The organism is Pseudoxanthomonas sacheonensis, assembly GCF_010093305.1.
GTDB classification, from domain to species: domain Bacteria; phylum Pseudomonadota; class Gammaproteobacteria; order Xanthomonadales; family Xanthomonadaceae; genus Pseudoxanthomonas_A; species Pseudoxanthomonas_A sacheonensis.
The window spans coordinates 257,755-274,064 of sequence record NZ_PDWS01000001.1 but is presented as its reverse complement, the minus strand read 5'-3'; the positions used below and the strand labels follow the sequence as shown (position 1 = coordinate 274,064).

The 16,310-nt window shown below is 63.0% G+C and carries 14 protein-coding genes and 1 riboswitch; of the genes, 10 read left to right on the top strand and 4 right to left on the bottom strand.

The genetic code is table 11. The features are described from left to right. Nucleotides 1–58: 58 nt before the first annotated feature. Nucleotides 59–176, bottom strand: a riboswitch (SAM riboswitch). 232 nt (nucleotides 177–408) lie between these two features. The 6 genes from CSC73_RS01120 to CSC73_RS01095 all read left to right on the top strand — a co-directional run bounded on the left by CSC73_RS01120 (nucleotide 409) and on the right by CSC73_RS01095 (nucleotide 7,647). Further along, nucleotides 409–1,383, top strand: coding sequence for an NHL repeat-containing protein (locus CSC73_RS01120; protein ID WP_246197256.1), 975 nt, complete (start codon nucleotides 409–411; stop codon nucleotides 1,381–1,383). After that, entirely contained in the window at nucleotides 1,380–2,312 is a 933-nt protein-coding gene (locus CSC73_RS01115; RefSeq protein WP_163838619.1) for a peptidoglycan DD-metalloendopeptidase family protein, read from the top strand. Before CSC73_RS01120 ends, CSC73_RS01115 begins: the two co-directional genes overlap by 4 nt. A gap of 106 nt (nucleotides 2,313–2,418) precedes the next feature. Then, nucleotides 2,419–4,023 (top strand): peptide chain release factor 3, encoded by a 1,605-nt coding sequence (locus CSC73_RS01110; RefSeq protein ID WP_163838618.1) that lies wholly within the window; start codon nucleotides 2,419–2,421, stop codon nucleotides 4,021–4,023. 2 nt (nucleotides 4,024–4,025) lie between these two features. Then, nucleotides 4,026–4,943 carry a CPBP family intramembrane glutamic endopeptidase gene (locus tag CSC73_RS01105; RefSeq protein ID WP_163838617.1) on the top strand — a complete coding sequence of 306 codons (918 nt, stop codon included), beginning with the start codon at nucleotides 4,026–4,028 and terminating at the stop codon, nucleotides 4,941–4,943. Between the two features lie 10 nt (nucleotides 4,944–4,953). Further along, on the top strand, nucleotides 4,954–5,613 hold the full coding sequence (gene trhA / locus CSC73_RS01100) for a PAQR family membrane homeostasis protein TrhA (RefSeq protein ID WP_163838616.1): 660 nt from the start codon (nucleotides 4,954–4,956) through the stop codon (nucleotides 5,611–5,613). 69 nt (nucleotides 5,614–5,682) lie between these two features. After that, nucleotides 5,683–7,647: an AsmA family protein gene (locus CSC73_RS01095; protein ID WP_163838615.1), complete on the top strand. Its 1,965-nt coding sequence runs from the start codon at nucleotides 5,683–5,685 to the stop codon at nucleotides 7,645–7,647. Nucleotides 7,648–7,986: 339 nt separating this feature from the next. On the opposite strand, the gene CSC73_RS01090 is transcribed toward CSC73_RS01095, so the two are convergent. Genes CSC73_RS01090 through mtgA form a run of 3 tightly spaced genes read right to left on the bottom strand, consistent with a single transcriptional unit; the run spans nucleotide 7,987 to nucleotide 10,044 of the window. Beyond that, nucleotides 7,987–8,415, bottom strand: a complete 429-nt coding sequence (locus CSC73_RS01090; protein WP_163838614.1) for a CBS domain-containing protein — start codon at nucleotides 8,413–8,415, stop codon at nucleotides 7,987–7,989. Beyond that, a complete protein-coding gene (locus tag CSC73_RS01085; protein WP_163838613.1) occupies nucleotides 8,375–9,403 on the bottom strand; it encodes a glycosyltransferase family 2 protein in 1,029 nt (342 codons plus the stop codon). Before CSC73_RS01085 ends, CSC73_RS01090 begins: the two co-directional genes overlap by 41 nt. 2 nt (nucleotides 9,404–9,405) lie before the next feature. Continuing rightward, on the bottom strand, nucleotides 9,406–10,044 hold the full coding sequence (gene mtgA / locus CSC73_RS01080) for a monofunctional biosynthetic peptidoglycan transglycosylase (RefSeq protein WP_246197269.1): 639 nt from the start codon (nucleotides 10,042–10,044) through the stop codon (nucleotides 9,406–9,408). Between the two features lie 201 nt (nucleotides 10,045–10,245). On the opposite strand from mtgA, the gene CSC73_RS01075 reads away from it, so the two are divergent. The 4 genes from CSC73_RS01075 to CSC73_RS01060 all read left to right on the top strand — a co-directional run bounded on the left by CSC73_RS01075 (nucleotide 10,246) and on the right by CSC73_RS01060 (nucleotide 15,268). Then, on the top strand, nucleotides 10,246–11,502 hold the full coding sequence (locus tag CSC73_RS01075; RefSeq protein ID WP_163838612.1) for an aspartyl/asparaginyl beta-hydroxylase domain-containing protein: 1,257 nt from the start codon (nucleotides 10,246–10,248) through the stop codon (nucleotides 11,500–11,502). Beyond that, nucleotides 11,499–12,389, top strand: coding sequence for an Hsp33 family molecular chaperone HslO (hslO, locus tag CSC73_RS01070; RefSeq protein WP_163838611.1), 891 nt, complete (start codon nucleotides 11,499–11,501; stop codon nucleotides 12,387–12,389). The genes CSC73_RS01075 and hslO overlap by 4 nt, the downstream gene beginning before the upstream one ends. 140 nt (nucleotides 12,390–12,529) lie before the next feature. Continuing rightward, nucleotides 12,530–13,351 carry an XOO1806 family protein gene (locus CSC73_RS01065; protein ID WP_211840789.1) on the top strand — a complete coding sequence of 274 codons (822 nt, stop codon included), beginning with the start codon at nucleotides 12,530–12,532 and terminating at the stop codon, nucleotides 13,349–13,351. 48 nt (nucleotides 13,352–13,399) lie between these two features. Continuing rightward, a complete protein-coding gene (locus CSC73_RS01060; RefSeq protein ID WP_211840781.1) occupies nucleotides 13,400–15,268 on the top strand; it encodes a tetratricopeptide repeat-containing sulfotransferase family protein in 1,869 nt (622 codons plus the stop codon). Here CSC73_RS01060 and CSC73_RS01055 read toward each other — a convergent pair. Next, entirely contained in the window at nucleotides 15,238–16,299 is a 1,062-nt protein-coding gene (locus CSC73_RS01055; RefSeq protein WP_163838608.1) for a class I SAM-dependent methyltransferase, read from the bottom strand. The two genes, CSC73_RS01060 and CSC73_RS01055, sit on opposite strands and share 31 nt — an antisense overlap. Between the last annotated feature and the right edge of the window lie 11 nt (nucleotides 16,300–16,310).

Here is a 16,310-nt window from a genome sequence, read left to right as displayed (position 1 = left end):
TGGACTACAACCATCGAGCTTCGCGGAGCTCGGCGTTCGCCCTGCGCGAGGCAGGGTCGAACCATCTTCCGGTAGACGCAGAGGTCTCCGCAGGATTTGGCACCTGGGCGCCGCTTGCGCGTCGCCTGGCTGCCCCGGCTTCAAAGGGCCTGTCCCTCTGCCGGTCTCGATGGTGGCGCCAGCTTGCCAGCCGTTTTTCGGGATGTCAATCGCTTTATTCGGATAAAGCGATGGATAAAGTCACAATTTGGGTCGCAAGCCCGCCGCCCCTTCACGCATAATTATCAAATGAGACCTTCCCGACTTCTTCTGGGCGCCTGCTTGGCGCTCCTGGCGGCCTGTGCCACCGCGCCGCGCCCTCATACCTCCGCGCCCCAGGTTCCAAAGCCCACGACCACGGTGGATGCGGTGATCTCCGAAGCTTGGGTTTCCACGGAAAGTCCGGAGGACGAACTCGATTCGCTGGCGGTCTGGCCTACCGAGGATGGTCACCTCTGGCTGATCGCGACCGCCAAGTCCAGCCATCGATTGGTGGTCTACGACGCCGAAACCGGCCAGCGCCTGCGCAGCATCGGCGGACCCGGAGAAAGCGTTTCCCAGTTCAACCGTCCCAACGGCATTGCGGTCTACGGCGACCTGCTGTTCGTGGCCGAGCGCGACAACCACCGCGTGCAGGTGTTCGGGCTGCCCGATTTCGCGCCGCTGGGCATCGTCGGCCAGGACGTGCTGCGCGTTCCCTATGGCCTGTGGGTGCGCGAGAATGGGCCAGACGATCTGGAGCTGTTCGTCACCGACAGTTTCATGGCCGATTTCAAGACCGGCAAGTTGCCGCCCATGGGCGAACTGGACCAGCGCGTGAAGCGCTTCGAGGTGCAGGTGGACGGCCAGGGCAAGCTGCAATCGAAGTACCTGGGTGCGTTCGGCGACACCAGCGAGGCTGGTGCCTTGCGCATGGTGGAATCGATCGCCGGCGATTCGGTCAACGACCGCCTGCTGATCGCAGATGAGGATCGGCGGGTCGGTTCGACCTTGCGCGAGTACACCCTGGAAGGCCTGTACCGCGCCCACAGCCTGCCGCTGTTCGATGCCGATGCCGAAGGCGTGGCGCTATGGGCCTGCGATTCCGGAGAAGGCTACTGGATCGCCGTGGACCAGGTGCGGCCCACTGTCTTCCGCGTCTTCGACCGCACCAGCCTGCAGCCTCTGAAGACGTTCTCGGGCCGGGTGGTCGCCAATACCGACGGCCAGGTGCTTTATGCCGCCGGTACGCCCCGCTTCCCGGCAGGCGCGCTGTTCGCGCTGCACGACGACAAAGCGGTGGCCGCGTTCGACCTGCGCGATGTCGCGCACGCACTGCAATTGTCGGACCGTTGCATGCGATGAAAGCCGCCTGCGTACCTGCGGCCTGGTGTTTCGGGCTGGCGCTGATGTTGCTGGGCGCAACCGACGCCGGCGCCGCGCGCCTGTACCGTTGGAAGGACCGCAACGGTGTGACCCAATACGGCGACCAGCCGCCGGATGCCGGCGAACTTCCGGCCAGCGACGTCAATGTGACCCGCTTCCGCAATCCGCCCGGCGCGCTGGTGCGGCTGCGTCTGGAAAACAAGCACGGCCGTTACGAAGCCTGGGCCGACAACCTGCTGCACGGCCCCGTGCAAGTGATGTTGCGCTTCAAGCGCGACCACAATGTCGTCGGCAGCCCCGCCTTGCCCGCCGAAGCCACCGTACCGGCGCGAAGCAGCGTGATGGTCGCCATGCTCACCATCACCGATCCGATCCGCGGAGGCGATTTCGAACTCCTGCTCGACGGTCTTCCCGGCAACCCGGCTGCGAAGCCCGTCGATTACGACTACCGCCTGCCCTTCGATTACGCCCGCGTGCGCGTGGACCAGGGCCCGGGAGGCAGCTTCAGCCACAACGATCCGCAAAACCGCTATGCCATCGATTTCGCGTTGGCCGAGGGCACGCCGATTGTCGCGGTGCGCGAAGGGGTGGTGATGCAGGTCGAGTCCGATTTCGAAAAAGCCGGCCTGAACCGCGAGAAATACGGCGGCCGCGCCAACTTCATCCGCATCCTGCACGAAGACGGCAGCATGGCCGTCTACGCGCATCTGCAGCCCGAAGGCGTGCAGGTACGCACCGGCCAGCGCGTGCGCCTGGGCCAGCGCATCGGCCTGTCCGGCAACACCGGCTTCAGCACCGCGCCGCATCTGCACTTCGTGCTGCAGGTCAACCGCGGCATGCGCCTGGAATCGATCCCCTTCCGCATGTTCGGGCCGCTGGGCGAGCTGAAATTCCCCAGCCGCCGCTGAAGCCGGCCTGCGGAAAAGCGGCCTCCCGGCGCGCAAAGGCTATAATTCGCGCCTTCCTAATCCTTTACGCGCCCGCGCGGGCGCCGTCGCCATGTCCGCTTCCCTCATGTCAAATGTAGCCACCGAAGCCGCGCGCCGCCGCACCTTCGCCATCATTTCCCATCCCGACGCGGGCAAGACCACGCTGACGGAAAAGCTGCTGCTGTTCGGCGGCGCCATCCAGATGGCCGGATCGGTCAAGGGCCGCAAAGCCGCGCGCCATGCGACCTCGGACTGGATGGCACTGGAGAAGGAACGCGGTATCTCGGTCACCTCCTCGGTGATGCAGTTCCCGTACGAAGGCCGCATGGTCAACCTGCTGGATACGCCCGGACACGCCGACTTCGGCGAGGACACCTACCGCGTGCTCACCGCAGTGGACTCGGCGCTGATGGTGATCGACGTGGCCAAAGGCGTGGAGGAACGCACCATCAAGCTGATGGAAGTCTGCCGCCTGCGCGACACGCCCATCATGACCTTCATCAACAAGCTGGACCGCGAAGGCCGCGACCCGATCGAACTGTTGGACGAAGTGGAAAGCGTGCTCGGCATCCAGTGCGCGCCGGTGACCTGGCCGATCGGCATGGGCTCGCGCCTCAAGGGCGTGGTGCATCTGGTCAGCGGCGAAGTGCATCTGTACGAGCAGGGCCGCAATTTCACCCGCCAGGATTCGACCATCTTCGCCTCGCTGGACGACCCGCAACTGGCCGCACGGCTGGGCGAAAACCTGCTGGCCGAACTTCGCGACGAGTTGGAGCTGGTCCAGGGCGCATCGCATGCCTTCGATCTGGACGCCTACCGGGCCGGCAAGCAGACCCCGGTGTTCTTCGGCTCGGCGGTCAACAACTTCGGCGTGCAACCGCTCCTCGACTTCTTCGTCGACCACGCGCCCGCGCCGCAAGCGCACGCAACGACCACGCGCGAAGTGAAGCCGGACGAAACCAAACTCAGCGGCTTCGTGTTCAAGATCCAGGCCAACATGGACCCGATGCATCGCGACCGCGTGGCCTTCATGCGCGTGTGCTCAGGCCGCTTCACCGCCGGCATGAAGAGCTTCCACGTGCGCACCGGCAAGGAAATGAAACTGGCCAACGCGTTGACGTTCATGGCCAGCGACCGCGAAATCGCGGTGGAGGCGTGGCCGGGCGATGTGATCGGCATCCACAACCATGGCACCATTTCCATCGGCGACACTTTCACCGAAGGCGAGGCGATCAGCTTCACCGGCATCCCCAACTTCGCTCCGGAACTGTTCCGACGCGCGCGCTTGCGCGACCCGTTGAAACTGAAGCAGTTGCAGAAGGGCCTGGCGCAATTGAGCGAGGAAGGCGCCACCCAGTTCTTCCGTCCGCTGATGAGCAACGACCTGATCCTGGGCGCGGTGGGCACGCTGCAGTTCGATGTGGTGGCCTACCGGTTGAAGGACGAATACAGCGTGGACGCGAGCTTCGAGCCGATCGGCGTGGTGACCGCCCGCTGGGTGCGCTGCAGCGACGCGAAGAAACTCGAGGAATTCCGCGACAAGAACGCGATGAACCTGGCCCTGGATGCGGCAGGCGAACTGGTCTACCTGGCGCCCACGCGCGTCAACCTGCAACTGGCGCAGGAACGCGCGCCGGATATGCAGTTCATGGCCACGCGCGAACATGCGCACAGCGTGGGCCTGGATTGAACATGCCGGCGGCGGCGGAACCGGGGAAGTTCAAACGGTTCGCGGGCTGGCTGTGGCGCACGCCGCTGGCGCGCATGGTCCATTTCGCGGTGCTGTTGCTTGCGTTCTCGATGCTGGCTGGCGCCATAGGCAGCGCGTTGCATATTCCTTCCAACAGCCTCAAGACCATGGACGCCAATCTGGCTTCCACCGTGCTCGCTGTGCTGCCCTGCGTGCTGGCCTACTGGATGTCGGCGCGTCTTATCGAGCACCGCAAGGTGGATGAACTGTCGTGGCGAAAATCGCCGCAGTTGCTGTGGGGCGTGCTCGGCGCGTTGGTCTTGTTCGCTCTGCTGACCGCGCAACTATGGGTGGCCGGCGTCTACCGCATCACCGGTTACGGCGATGCGCCGCTATGGATCTTGTTCCTGCTCACTGCAGTAACGCCCGGCATCACCGAGGAAATCGTCAGCCGCGGCATTCTGTTCCGACTCACCGAAGAAGGGCTGGGGACATGGATCGCATTGGCGGTATCGGCGCTTTTCTTCGGTTTCATGCATGCGTTCAACCCCGGTGCGACCGTATGGAGCTCGGTGGCCATCTCGATCGAAGCCGGCCTGTTGTTCGGTCTGCTGTATCACGTCACCCGGTCCCTCTGGTGGTGCATCGGCCTGCACGCGGGCTGGAACTTCGTACAGGGCGCGGTATTGGGAATCCCGGTCTCGGGCATCAGGGTCGACGGCTTGTTCGATTCGCAGTTGCAGGGGCCGGACTGGCTGGATGGCGGCGGTTTCGGCGCCGAGGCCTCGGTACTCACCGTGTTGACCTGCGGCATCGTCAGCCTGCTGCTGCTCCGACGCATACTGCGCACCCGCAGCGCCATTGCGCCATTCTGGAAACGTGAACGGCGTACGGATGCAAGGATTGCTGCGTTGCGGTAATTTGCACCGCATGAGCAAGCCACCGTTCGAGGAAAAGATCGATCTGCGCGACGAACTCGTCAGCGCCCTGACCCATGGCCTGGGCGCGGTCGCTGCATTGGCGGGCGGATCGGTGTTGATCACGATGGCGTCGCTGTACGGCGACGCATGGCAACTGGGCGCGTCCATCGTATTCGGCGCGACCTTGTTGCTGCTCTACATAGCTTCCACCCTGTACCACTCCATCCAGCACCCGATCGCCAAGGCGCGATTGAAGGTATTCGATCATTGCGCGATCTATCTGCTGATCGCCGGCACCTATACGCCGTTCACGCTCATCGGCTTACGCGGTCCCTGGGGTTGGGGTCTGTTCATCGCCATCTGGACGCTGGCGGTGTCCGGCGTGGTGTTCAAGCTTTTCTACACCGGCCGATTCAAGCTGTTGTCTACCGCGATCTACATCGCCATGGGCTGGCTGGTCGTAGTGGCGATCAAACCGATGCTCAGTGCGCTGGACGGCTGGACCTTGGGCTGGCTGCTTGCCGGCGGCGTTTTCTACACGCTTGGCACCTATTTCTACCACCGCGAATCGATCCGCTTTTCGCATGCGATCTGGCACATGTTCGTTATCGCCGGCAGTGTCTGCCATTTCGTGGCGGTCACCGCACAGGTCTTGCTGCCCCGACTTTAGCCTGCCGCAGCATGAACGATTTCCGCATGTTTTCGCGGAATCTGAACAAGCGTTTCCTATATTGGAAACATGGATAACGCCGTCCGCGAGCGAACTCCGTTCTTCAAGCGTCCGTTCTTCAAGCGCAGTCCGTCGCGTCGCGCGCAGATCGTACTGGGTGTGCTGCTTGCCGCACTGGTGTTGTTGATCGTGTTGTTCGACTGGAACTGGTTCAAGCGCCCTCTGGAAATGGCGGTGCAAGCCAGCACCGGGCGGCAACTGCGTATCGACGGCGACCTGGACGTGGACCTGGGCAGGGTGACCAGGCTGATGGCCGACCGCATCAGCTTCGCCAACGCGGAATGGTCGAAGGAGCCGATCATGGCCAGCGCGGATCGCGTGGAGGTCGGCTTCGAAATCTGGCCGCTATTGTTCGAACGCGAAGCACGAATTCCGGAGATACGCCTTGCCGCCCCCAAGCTCCGCCTGGAGACAGGCCCGCAAGGCGTCGGCAACTGGGTGTTCGGCGGAGATTCCGATGGCAACCCGGTACAGTTCCGCCGCATCTGGATCGAAGACGGCCGCCTGCAATTCTTCGATACCCCAAAGAAAACCGACATCGATATCGCCGTCAACAGCTTACAAGCACAAGGTAGGAATACAGCGCCACCCATCGAGATCAAGGGCAGGGGCCGCTGGATCGGCAACGCGTTCGATGTTTCCGGTCGCGCCGAATCGCCGCTTGAACTGAGCAACAGCGAAGAGCCTTATCGCATCGATCTGCACGCGAACGCCGGGCCGACCCGGGCGCACGCTCGCGGCAATCTGCTCAATCCATTCGAGCTTCGCTACTTCAATCTGCAATTCACCCTTGCCGGGCGCGACATGGAAGATCTGTATCCGCTGATCGGCATCGCTACTCCCTCCACTCCTCCCTACAAGCTGGATGGCCGCCTGATACGCAAGGCCGACCTCTGGCGCTACCAGGATTTCACCGGCGTGGTAGGCGACAGCGACCTGAGCGGTACCGCCAACGTCACCCTGGGCCGCAAGCGCCCGTTGCTGGAAGCAAACCTGGTCTCCAAACGGCTGGACTTGGACGATCTGGCCGGCTTCCTGGGCGCTCCGCCGCAGGTCGGCGGTAATGAAACCACCAATCCAGAGTTGAAGGCGCAGGCGCTGCAGCTCGCCGCCGACACCCGCGTGCTGCCCGACAAGCCGTACGATCTGGGCAAGCTGCGCTCGATGGATGCGGACGTGCGCCTGAAGGCCCATCGCATCAACGCGCCCAGCCTGCCGCTGGACGACATGGACGCGCACCTCAAGCTCAACGACGGCATCCTGGAACTGGCGCCTCTCAATTTCGGCGTTGCCGGCGGCGACATCCGCTCCACCATCCGCATGGACGCGCGCGAATCGCCGATACGCACCCGCGCGCAGGTGTCTGCGCGGCGCTTGAACTTGTCCAGGCTCTTTCCCGATGTGAAGTTGACCCAGGATGCGGTGGGCCTGATAGGCGGCGATATCGCCATCGCCGGCACCGGCAATTCCATCGCCGCGATGCTTGGAAGCGCCGACGGCGACATCGCGCTGGGCATGGGCTGCGGACAGATCAGCAACCTGCTGATGGAACTGGCCGGCATCGATATCGCCGAAGCGCTCAAGTTTCTGCTCACCAAGGACCGCAAGGTGCCCATCCGCTGCGCATTCGGCGATTTCGCGGTGAAGGACGGACTGATGCAATCGCGGGCACTGGCCTTCGACACCGAAGACACCATCATCGTGGGCCAGGGCAATATCAATTTGAAGAACGAAACGTTGGACCTGGAGTTGCGACCGCGACCCAAGGACCGCAGCATCCTGGCGCTGCGCTCGCCGCCGGTGGTCGGCGGCACGTTCAAGGATCCGTCGTTCCACCCGGATTTCAAACGCCTGGGATTGCGCGGCGCGGTGGCGGTGACGCTGGGCAGCATCGCCCCGCCTGCCGCTTTGCTGGCGACGTTAGAGTTGGGGCCGGGGAAAGACAGCAGTTGCGGCGGTAAGTACGCCAAATAGCCAGCCGCCTGTAGGGCGGGCACTGCCCGCCTCACCGTATCGCCGGGAAGAGCGGCGGGCAGTGCCCGCCCTACGCGTCAAATCGCTTCGCGAGAACAAAAAACTCCTGGACTCAGCCGCTATTCAAGCTGACTTCTTGAATGGGGCTGGTAGGCGCATACAAAAAGGAAAGACTGGGAAGCAATCCGCGCCCCACCTGCTGGATATGAGCGTCCATTTCCCGGAGAGCGGCAGTCTGATTCTCCCAAGACGACCATGAAAAGTCGTTGTCAGGAAGAGCAAGCAGTCGTCGAGTCTCTTTGAGAACGATTAGCAAACCACGGAAGTCCGACATGGCCCCTAACTGGCGATATACCGCTGCAGCTGATCCAATTGAACCTTCTGATCCTCGATCACCGCCTTGACCAGATCGCCGATCGAGATCACGCCGATCACCTCGCCGTCCTCCACCACCGGCAGATGGCGGATGCGGTGGTCGGTCACCAGCTGCATGCAATGCTCGACCGTGTGGTTGGGCCCGACCGTGATCACGTCCGCGGTCATGATGTCGCGGACCGAGGTGTCGGCCGACGAGCGGCCGTGCAGCACCACTTTGCGTGCGTAGTCGCGCTCGGAAACGATGCCGGCCAGGCTTGCGCCGTCCATCACCAGCACTGCGCCCACGCTTTTTTCGGCCATCAGGCGGATGGCGTCTATCACCGCGTCGCCCGGGGCGACTGCGAAGACCTCAGGAGTCTTGTTTCCCAACAGTTGGCGTAGCGTGTGCATCGAGCTCTCCTTTGGTGTCGGGTTGCTGCGATGAGAATACTCCTCCTGCGCCCGGTTGCCAGATATCCACCAGATACAGGGGCCGCTGCTTGGCCTCGTCGTACAGCCGGCCCAGGTATTCGCCTATCAATCCCAGCGCAATCAGCTGGATGCCGCCCAGGAACAGGATCACCACCATCATCGTCGGCCAACCCGCCACGGGGTCGCCGTACAAGGCGGCCTTGACCATGATCCAGACCGCGAATACGAAAGAGAAGGCCGCGGTCAGCAGACCGAAATAAGTGGCCACGCGCAACGGCGCGGTGGAAAAGCTGGTGATGCCTTCCAGCGCGAAGTTCCACAATTTCCAGAGACCGAAATTGCTGCGCCCGGCAAGACGCGCCTCGCGGCGATAAGGAATGGCCGTCTGGTTGAAGCCTACCCAACCGAACAGCCCCTTCATGAAGCGGTGCCGTTCGCGCAGCTGCCGCAAGGCGGCCAGCGCGCGCGGCGACAGCAGGCGGAAATCGCCGGTATCGGCCGGAATGGGGGTCTTGGACAGGCGTCCGATCACCCGGTAGAAACCGGCCGCGGTAGCGCGCTTCAGCCAGCCCTCGCCCTCGCGCTGGATGCGCGTGCCGTGCACATCGTCGTACCCTTCGCGCCACTTCGAAACGAATTGCGGAATCAGCTCGGGCGGGTCCTGTCCGTCGGCGTCGAGAATGAGCACCGCGCCGGTTTCCACCTGGTCCAGAGCCGCGGTCAGCGCCAGTTCCTTGCCGAAATTGCGCGACAGGCGCAGCAGGGAGACGCACGGATCGTGCCGTGCCAGGCGCCGCATCGCTTCCCAGGTGGCATCGGTGCTGCCGTCGTCCACATACAGCACCCGGCCGTCCACGCCATCCAGCTGCAGCAGCGCCGCGGCGATGCGCGGGTGCAGCACGGGCAGCGCCTCGGCCTCGTTGCGCGCGGCTACCACTACGGTAAGGCGGTCCTGATCGTGGGGCATGTTCAATCCAATGACTGCAAGTAGCCCGGCCCGCCGATCTGCCGCGCCTGCCGCTGGATCCAATTGGCGCGCCGCTGCACGAAGGGCCCGGGACGGGCGACACTGTAGCGTCTCGGCGCAGGCAGCACCGCGGCCAGCCGGGCGCTTTCGGCCGGAGACAGGCGGCTGGCATCCTTGCGCCAATAACTGCGCGACGCGGCCTGCGCGCCATAGATGCCGTCGCCGAACTCGGCGATGTTGGCGTAGACCTCCAGGATGCGCGTCTTCGGCCACATCAGTTCGATCAGCAGCGTGTACCAGGCTTCCACGCCCTTGCGCACCCAGCTGCGGCCCTGCCACAGAAACAGGTTCTTGGCGACCTGCTGGCTGACCGTGCTCGCGCCACGCACCTTGCGGCCTTTGGCGTTGTTGGCGCGGGCTTTCTCTATCGCCTTGAAATCGAAACCGCGGTGGGTGGCGAAATTCTGGTCCTCCGCGGCCACCATGGCGACCGGCAGGTTGGGCGAGATCCGCTCGATATCGCGCCAATCGTAGGCCACGCGAAAGCCCGCATCGCCCGCGCCCCACGCCTCGAACTGGCGGGCCATCATGAATGCGGAGAAAGGCGGATCGACGAAGCGCAGCACGGCCACCTGCAGCATGCTGGCCGCGGCGAACAGCAACGGCAAAGCCAGCAGCCAGCGCAGCCAGCGACGGGATCGGGATTTTCGATCGGCCTGTGCGGTGTTTATGGGATTCCCCGGAAGGGCATACGATGAGCCCGAATGTTAACCTTTAGGCCGCCTGGCGTGCATACGGTAGTTACTGCAATGACTTCTACAGAAAATTCCATTGCAGGCCTGATGGCTGAAGCTGCGGAATGGACACGGCGCGGACAGAACGCCAACGCGGTGTCTCTCTGGCAGCGGGTGCTCAGGCTGGATCCGGGGCACGCGCCATCGCTGAACTACCTGGGCGCTTACGCGCTGGCGCAGGGGAATGCTTCCGAGGCCGCCCTCTACCTGAATCGCGCGATCGAATCAGACCCCGGCCTTGCCATTGCGCACGCCAATCTTTCGCGACTGCATTTACAGCGAGGCGACACGGCACGGGCGCTGGAGGCCATTACCTCGGCCATCCATGCAGAACCCACCGCCTGGGGCGCGCACTTCGAAAAAGCCCGTCTGCTGGAAAGCGCCGGACGTATACGCGAAGCGGCGACCGCTTGGGACAACGGGCTGCAATACATGCCCGAGGCCGCGAAGAACTCTCCACAACTGCAGCAGCTGGTGCAGCAGGCGAAGGCCGCAGTGGCCGAAAGCCGGGAACAACTGGCCGAGTTCCTGAGCCAGCGCCTGCACGGATTGCGCGAGGGCCGCACGCATCGTGAACTGGAGCGGTTCAATCATTCGCTGGACATCATCAGCGGACGCAGGAGCTTCGTCACCGCCCGCCCCTTGATGCTGCCGGTGCCACGACTGCCGGCGATTCCCTTTTTCCACCGCGAGGATTTCGACTGGGCGCCACGGGTGGAGGCCGCCTTCCCTTCGATACTGGAAGAACTCAACGGCTTGCTGGCGACCGACGCGGGGTTCGAGCCCTACATTCAAACCGCCGCGGGCGAACCGATGGGGCAGTTCGCGGCGTTGGACAGGAAACCCGACTGGGGCGCGTACTTCCTCTGGAAAAACGGCGAGCGCATCGATGCCCATGCCGATCGCTGCCCCCGGACGGAAGCGGCCGTGGCGCTGGCGCCGCAGATAACCGTGCCCAAACGGGCGCCGGTGATCTTCTTCTCCGCCCTGAAACCCGGAACGACCATCCCGCCCCATAATGGCGCCACCAATGCCCGCCTTACCGTGCACCTGCCGCTGATCATCCCTGGCGATTGCGGACTGCGGGTCGGCGAGGAAACCCATGTCTGGAAGCCCGGAAAACTGGTGATCTTCGACGACACCATCCGCCATGAGGCCTGGAACCACAGCAAGCAACTGCGCGTGGTCCTTATTTTCGATGTCTGGCATCCCATGCTCACCCCGTTGGAACGCGAGATGGTTGCCCACACCATAGAAGGCATGATGGCCTTCTACGGCGAAAATGCCGACCTGGGAGAACTGTGAGCGATACCTACGACCGCCAGACCCGCTTCCTGCTGCCCAAGGCCGGAGTCCGCGGGGTGTGCGTGCGCCTGGAGGGTGCCTGGCGGGACATCCTGTCCCACGCCGACTATCCCGAAGCGGCGCGCGAGCTGCTCGGACAATCCTGCGCGGCCGCTGCGCTGTTCACCGGCCACGCCAAGGTCAACGGCCGTCTGTCCCTGCAGCTGCGCAGCCCAGGCGCGCTGCGCACGCTGTTCGCCGAATGCACCGCGCAAGGAACCTTGCGCGGTATCGCCAAGGTGGCCGAAGGCCAGGACCCGCCGCACGATCTGCGCGAACTCGGCGAGGAGGCGCTGCTGGCCATCACCATCGAAAATCCCGGTCTGGACCCGCGCGAACCGCAGCGCTACCAGAGTCTGGTTTCCCTGCAGGCCGCCGGTCTTTCCGAAGCCTTCGAAAACTACTTCCATCTATCCGAGCAGCTGCCGACCCGCCTGCTGCTGGCCGCCGACGGCAAGACGGCGGCCGGACTGATGCTGCAGAAGCTGCCGGGCGATGAAGGCGACAGCGACGGCTGGAACCGAGCAGGGGCATTGTTCGAGACCCTTCAGTCCGGCGAGTTGCTGGCCGTCCCCGTGGAGGAGCTTCTGCACCGCCTGTTCCACGAGGAGGAGCTGGCGGTCCTGGCCGAACGCCCCCTGCGCTTCGCCTGCTCGTGCTCGCAGCAACGGGTGGCGGCCATGCTGCAGTCCCTGGGAGCAGAAGAGGCCCATGCCGCCCTGGCCGACGACCAGGCCGAAGTGCGTTGCGAGTTCTGTGGTCAGCGCTATATTTTCAGTGCGCGGGAGATCGATGAACTTTTCGACCTGCCGCCGGTCGGAATACGGGCTCCCGAATGGCTTCAGTAGCCCTCCGGAGGCCCCGGGGACTTGTTAAAGAAACATAAATCGAATAGCATCCAATGCCCTTGGGAGGGGAACTCCACCGCGGAGTTGGGAGTCTTAGACAAGCTATGAAACCGCGTCTTCTGCACCTGCCGTTCGCCCTGTTGCTCGCCTTTGGCGTGGCGACCGGCGCGCACGCGCAAGCCAAGAAGCCGCAGGCCTCAAAGCGCGACCCTGCGGTGCTTCCGGTCTGGAACAACACCAGCGGCAAGGTCGAGGCCGTGCTCCTGCTGGAGCCCACCGGCGAAGCCTCGGCCGGCGCCAGCTGGCGCTTGGGCAGCAACACGCTGGGAGCGGCCTTCGGCCTGGAGGCCGGTGACTCCCTTGGCTTGGTCTGCAACCGCCAGAGCGCCAGCAGCATCGGCAGCCTGATCAGCAATTGCGCCGTCGCCGAGCTTACCGACGGCAACGACGGCGGCAGCCAGCGCATCAGCGCCGGCGCTTCGCTGGCCCGTCCCGGGGGCAAGCTGGGGTTGTCCGTCGGCAGCGGCCGCGACACCCTTCCCGCCTGGCTGTCCTCCAACGCCGGCGCACGCGTCGAAGAGAACGATCTGGCCATATTCGGCCAGAAGAACATCGGCCGCGAAGGTTATGTGCGGATCGGCGGCGCGGTAGCCCGGGCACGCCTGGTGCCGATCGCCGATGTACCGGCCATCGCCGACCGCTGGAACACCAAGAGCCTCAGCGTCGGCGGCGGCTACGGCGCCTTCAGCGCCAATATCGTCGGCCGCGTGGTCGATGTCCCCGGCCAGCCGGGCAAATGGGAAGGCCTGGGCCTGGGCCTGACCTGGCGCACCCCCTGGAGCGGCCAGCTGACCGTAGGTGCGGAAAACGTCATCACCCGCGGCAAGAATCCCTTCTCGCCCAGCGATGAAAGTGGCGACGAAGGTACGGTACCCTACGTACGGTACGAGCAGGATCTCTAGAATCCAGCCTTTGTCTGCTTGCGAGTACTGCCGCCGGCAGCAAGCTGAGTGGCATGTAGCTACGCTCCTGACGAGCGCATTGATCAACGGGAGTCCAAGCCCGTTACCATCGGCAATCGTCCTGGCGCCACCACCTCGAACTCCATGGTCAGAATCCCCCTAGAGGAAATTGCAACTCTGTTGCAACAACGGGAGTTCGCGCAGGCTGAAAGCCTGTCGAAAAAGTTGCTGCAGGAATTCCCCACGGATGCCGATCTGCGTCGCAAGATAGCGTTGCTGGCCTCGCAAACCGGTCAACACAAACTCGCTCTGGATTGCATGGCGCAGGCCGCTGCGCTTGCTCCCAAATCTCTCGAGTATCGATTCCAGCTTGGGTGCCTGCTGGCTCATGCAGGCCGTTATGCGCAGAGTCTTCGTGAATTCGAAGAAACGGTTCTGGGTTGGCCGGATTTCGCAAACGGATGGTACTTCAAGGGAATCGCTCTACTGCGGCTAGGACGCGACCACGAAGCGCTCCCAGCGCTGCGCCGCGCTCATTCGCTTGCCCTCGAAGATGCGAAAATATTGCGCGCGCTCGCTAGCCTGGAATTCCGCATCGGTTATCCAGCTGATGCGCTGCCTTTATGGGAACAACTGCATCAACTTCAACCGGACGATATCGAGACCATCTTGAAGAAAGGTGAAACGCTCAGCCGTCTAGGTTCATTGGACCAGGCCATATCCACTTACAGCGACGGCATACGATATACACCGGATTCTCCGGATCTGTGGATGGCGCTCGCTCAAGCCCATGACGACAATGGCAACCGGATCGCAGCAGCAGAGGCTTTCAGCAAAGCCCTGCAGCTGCGCCCCGACTGGCCCTTTCCTATGGCCGGACTACTTGGTCTGCATCGGGACCACGCACCCGAAAGCGTGGTCGAACGCGCCAAATTCCTGCTCGCCTCGAGCAGCATCACCGATCATGATCGATCTCTGCTCGGCTATGAGCTTGGCAAGGTCCTCGATACCCGGGGCGAGTACGCCGAAGCGATGGCGCGCTGGAACGATGCCAATTCGGCACGCATACGCATGACCGGATCCTTCGATCCGGCGCGCCTGGATCGCAAGGCCAACCGCATCATAGAAACCTATACCGTGGAAAGCTTTTCCCGTCCCTTCGCGGATGAACCTTCAGACGAACTTCGCTTCGTCTTCATAGTCGGCATGCCACGCAGCGGAACGACTCTTACCGAACAGATAATCGCCGCCCATCCCTCGGCGTTCGGTTGTGGCGAGCTTCCTGACATCGCCCTGATATCGCGCGAACTCGCGCTTGAGGCAGTGCGGCAGGGTAACCGGGGCGTCCACGATTACACGCCTACTCAAATAGCCGGAGCGATCAGAAAATATATCTCGGCCGCCACTAGGCATGCTCCTGCCGTAGCGACACGCCTGGCCGATAAGGCGCCGCTTAATTTCTGGGATCTCGATCTGATAGCCAGGATGTTCCCGCAGGCGCGGGTGATATGGTGCCGCAGGGACCCACGCGATATCGCAATCTCCATCTACGGCGAGAACTTCGCACTTGACGAAAGGTATGCCACCGATCTCACCTGGATTCTCCATTACGTGGAAACGCAACGGAGGATCATGCGTCACTGGCAAGACGTCTTGCCAATTGCAATCCATGAACTGCATTACGAACAGCTTGCCACTTCCTTCGAAAGCGAGGCTCGCAAGCTGATCGATTTCATCGGACTACCTTGGGACAGCGCATGCTTTCGTTTCCACCTCAACAACGAAGGCGTGCAGTCTCCTAGTCGCTGGCAGGTAAAGCAGCCGGTGCATACCCGTTCTGTAGGACGATGGCGCAATTACGAGAATCTGCAGGATGTATTCTCACATCAGCTCATGGAATCGTCGCCAACCAACTGACCGGGCGCCAGCGGATCAGCCGATGCAGACCATGCGTGGATGGGGTTGCCGTCAACCGCCGCTACCATGCCCCATCCCAGCAGACCTTCTGCTTGAAGGATCACTCGGCTTGTCACCTTCCAGTCGGGTCTGGCTTCGATCAGATACCGCTTCATCGCCTCCATATCGGCTTGGCAAAGCGCGTGCGAGACCATCTCGGCGGTACGCAAAGCCGCAGCCGCGAGCGAGTCGGAATACTGTTCCAGTCGTAAGAGAATCTGGCTGGCGTCGGCATCGGCAACGGCCGCTTCCGAGACTAGCTGGTGGATCGATTGCCGCGCCTCCAATAGGAGATCTGGCACAGGAGTCGAGACGATCTCTTCGCTGATCACGCTCATCGCCAAGTTGTACGCTGCTTTACGGCTCTGTGCCTCCGCCGCGTCCTCATAGCTAAAAATACCCGCTCGCATGGTAGACACCCAGGGTATTACCCGGCGTGCCGACTCGATCAAGCCGCGAGGGCTTGTCAGCAATTCGTGGTTTCGCAGTTCGCTCCGTCCCACGCTTACCAGCACCGAGTCGGAATGGTGCAGGACCAACGCCAGAACGCCCTCGCTGCGGCAGACTCTGAGGCCTTCGCTAAGGGCATCGGGCCATTTTCCGTATTCGATTCCGTACTGACTGACAACCAGATCGAACGACTGGTTCTCGAAGGGCAGCCGCTCCATCCGTATGCCGGAATGGAACCGGATCTGCGGCCATTGCTCCGTCGCATTCCATGCGGGAGCGATTTCTGCAAGATCCACTGCGTCGATGCTGTCTTTGGCTTCCCGTCCACGCAGCCGGGACAGCATCAAGGGCAACGCGCCGTTACCGGTTGCAATATCCAGCACCCGGCTGCTTGCGCCCATGTGCTTGAACACCACACCCCAGAAATCCTCGATAGCGCCGCGATAATTGTCCTGGTAGCTGTTCGCGCAGGAATGCAGGGCGCCGCTGGCCCAATACGTGGACCAGGCAGACCTTCGCTTCAAAGCTTCTTCGTTACGCATCGGCCCATTGT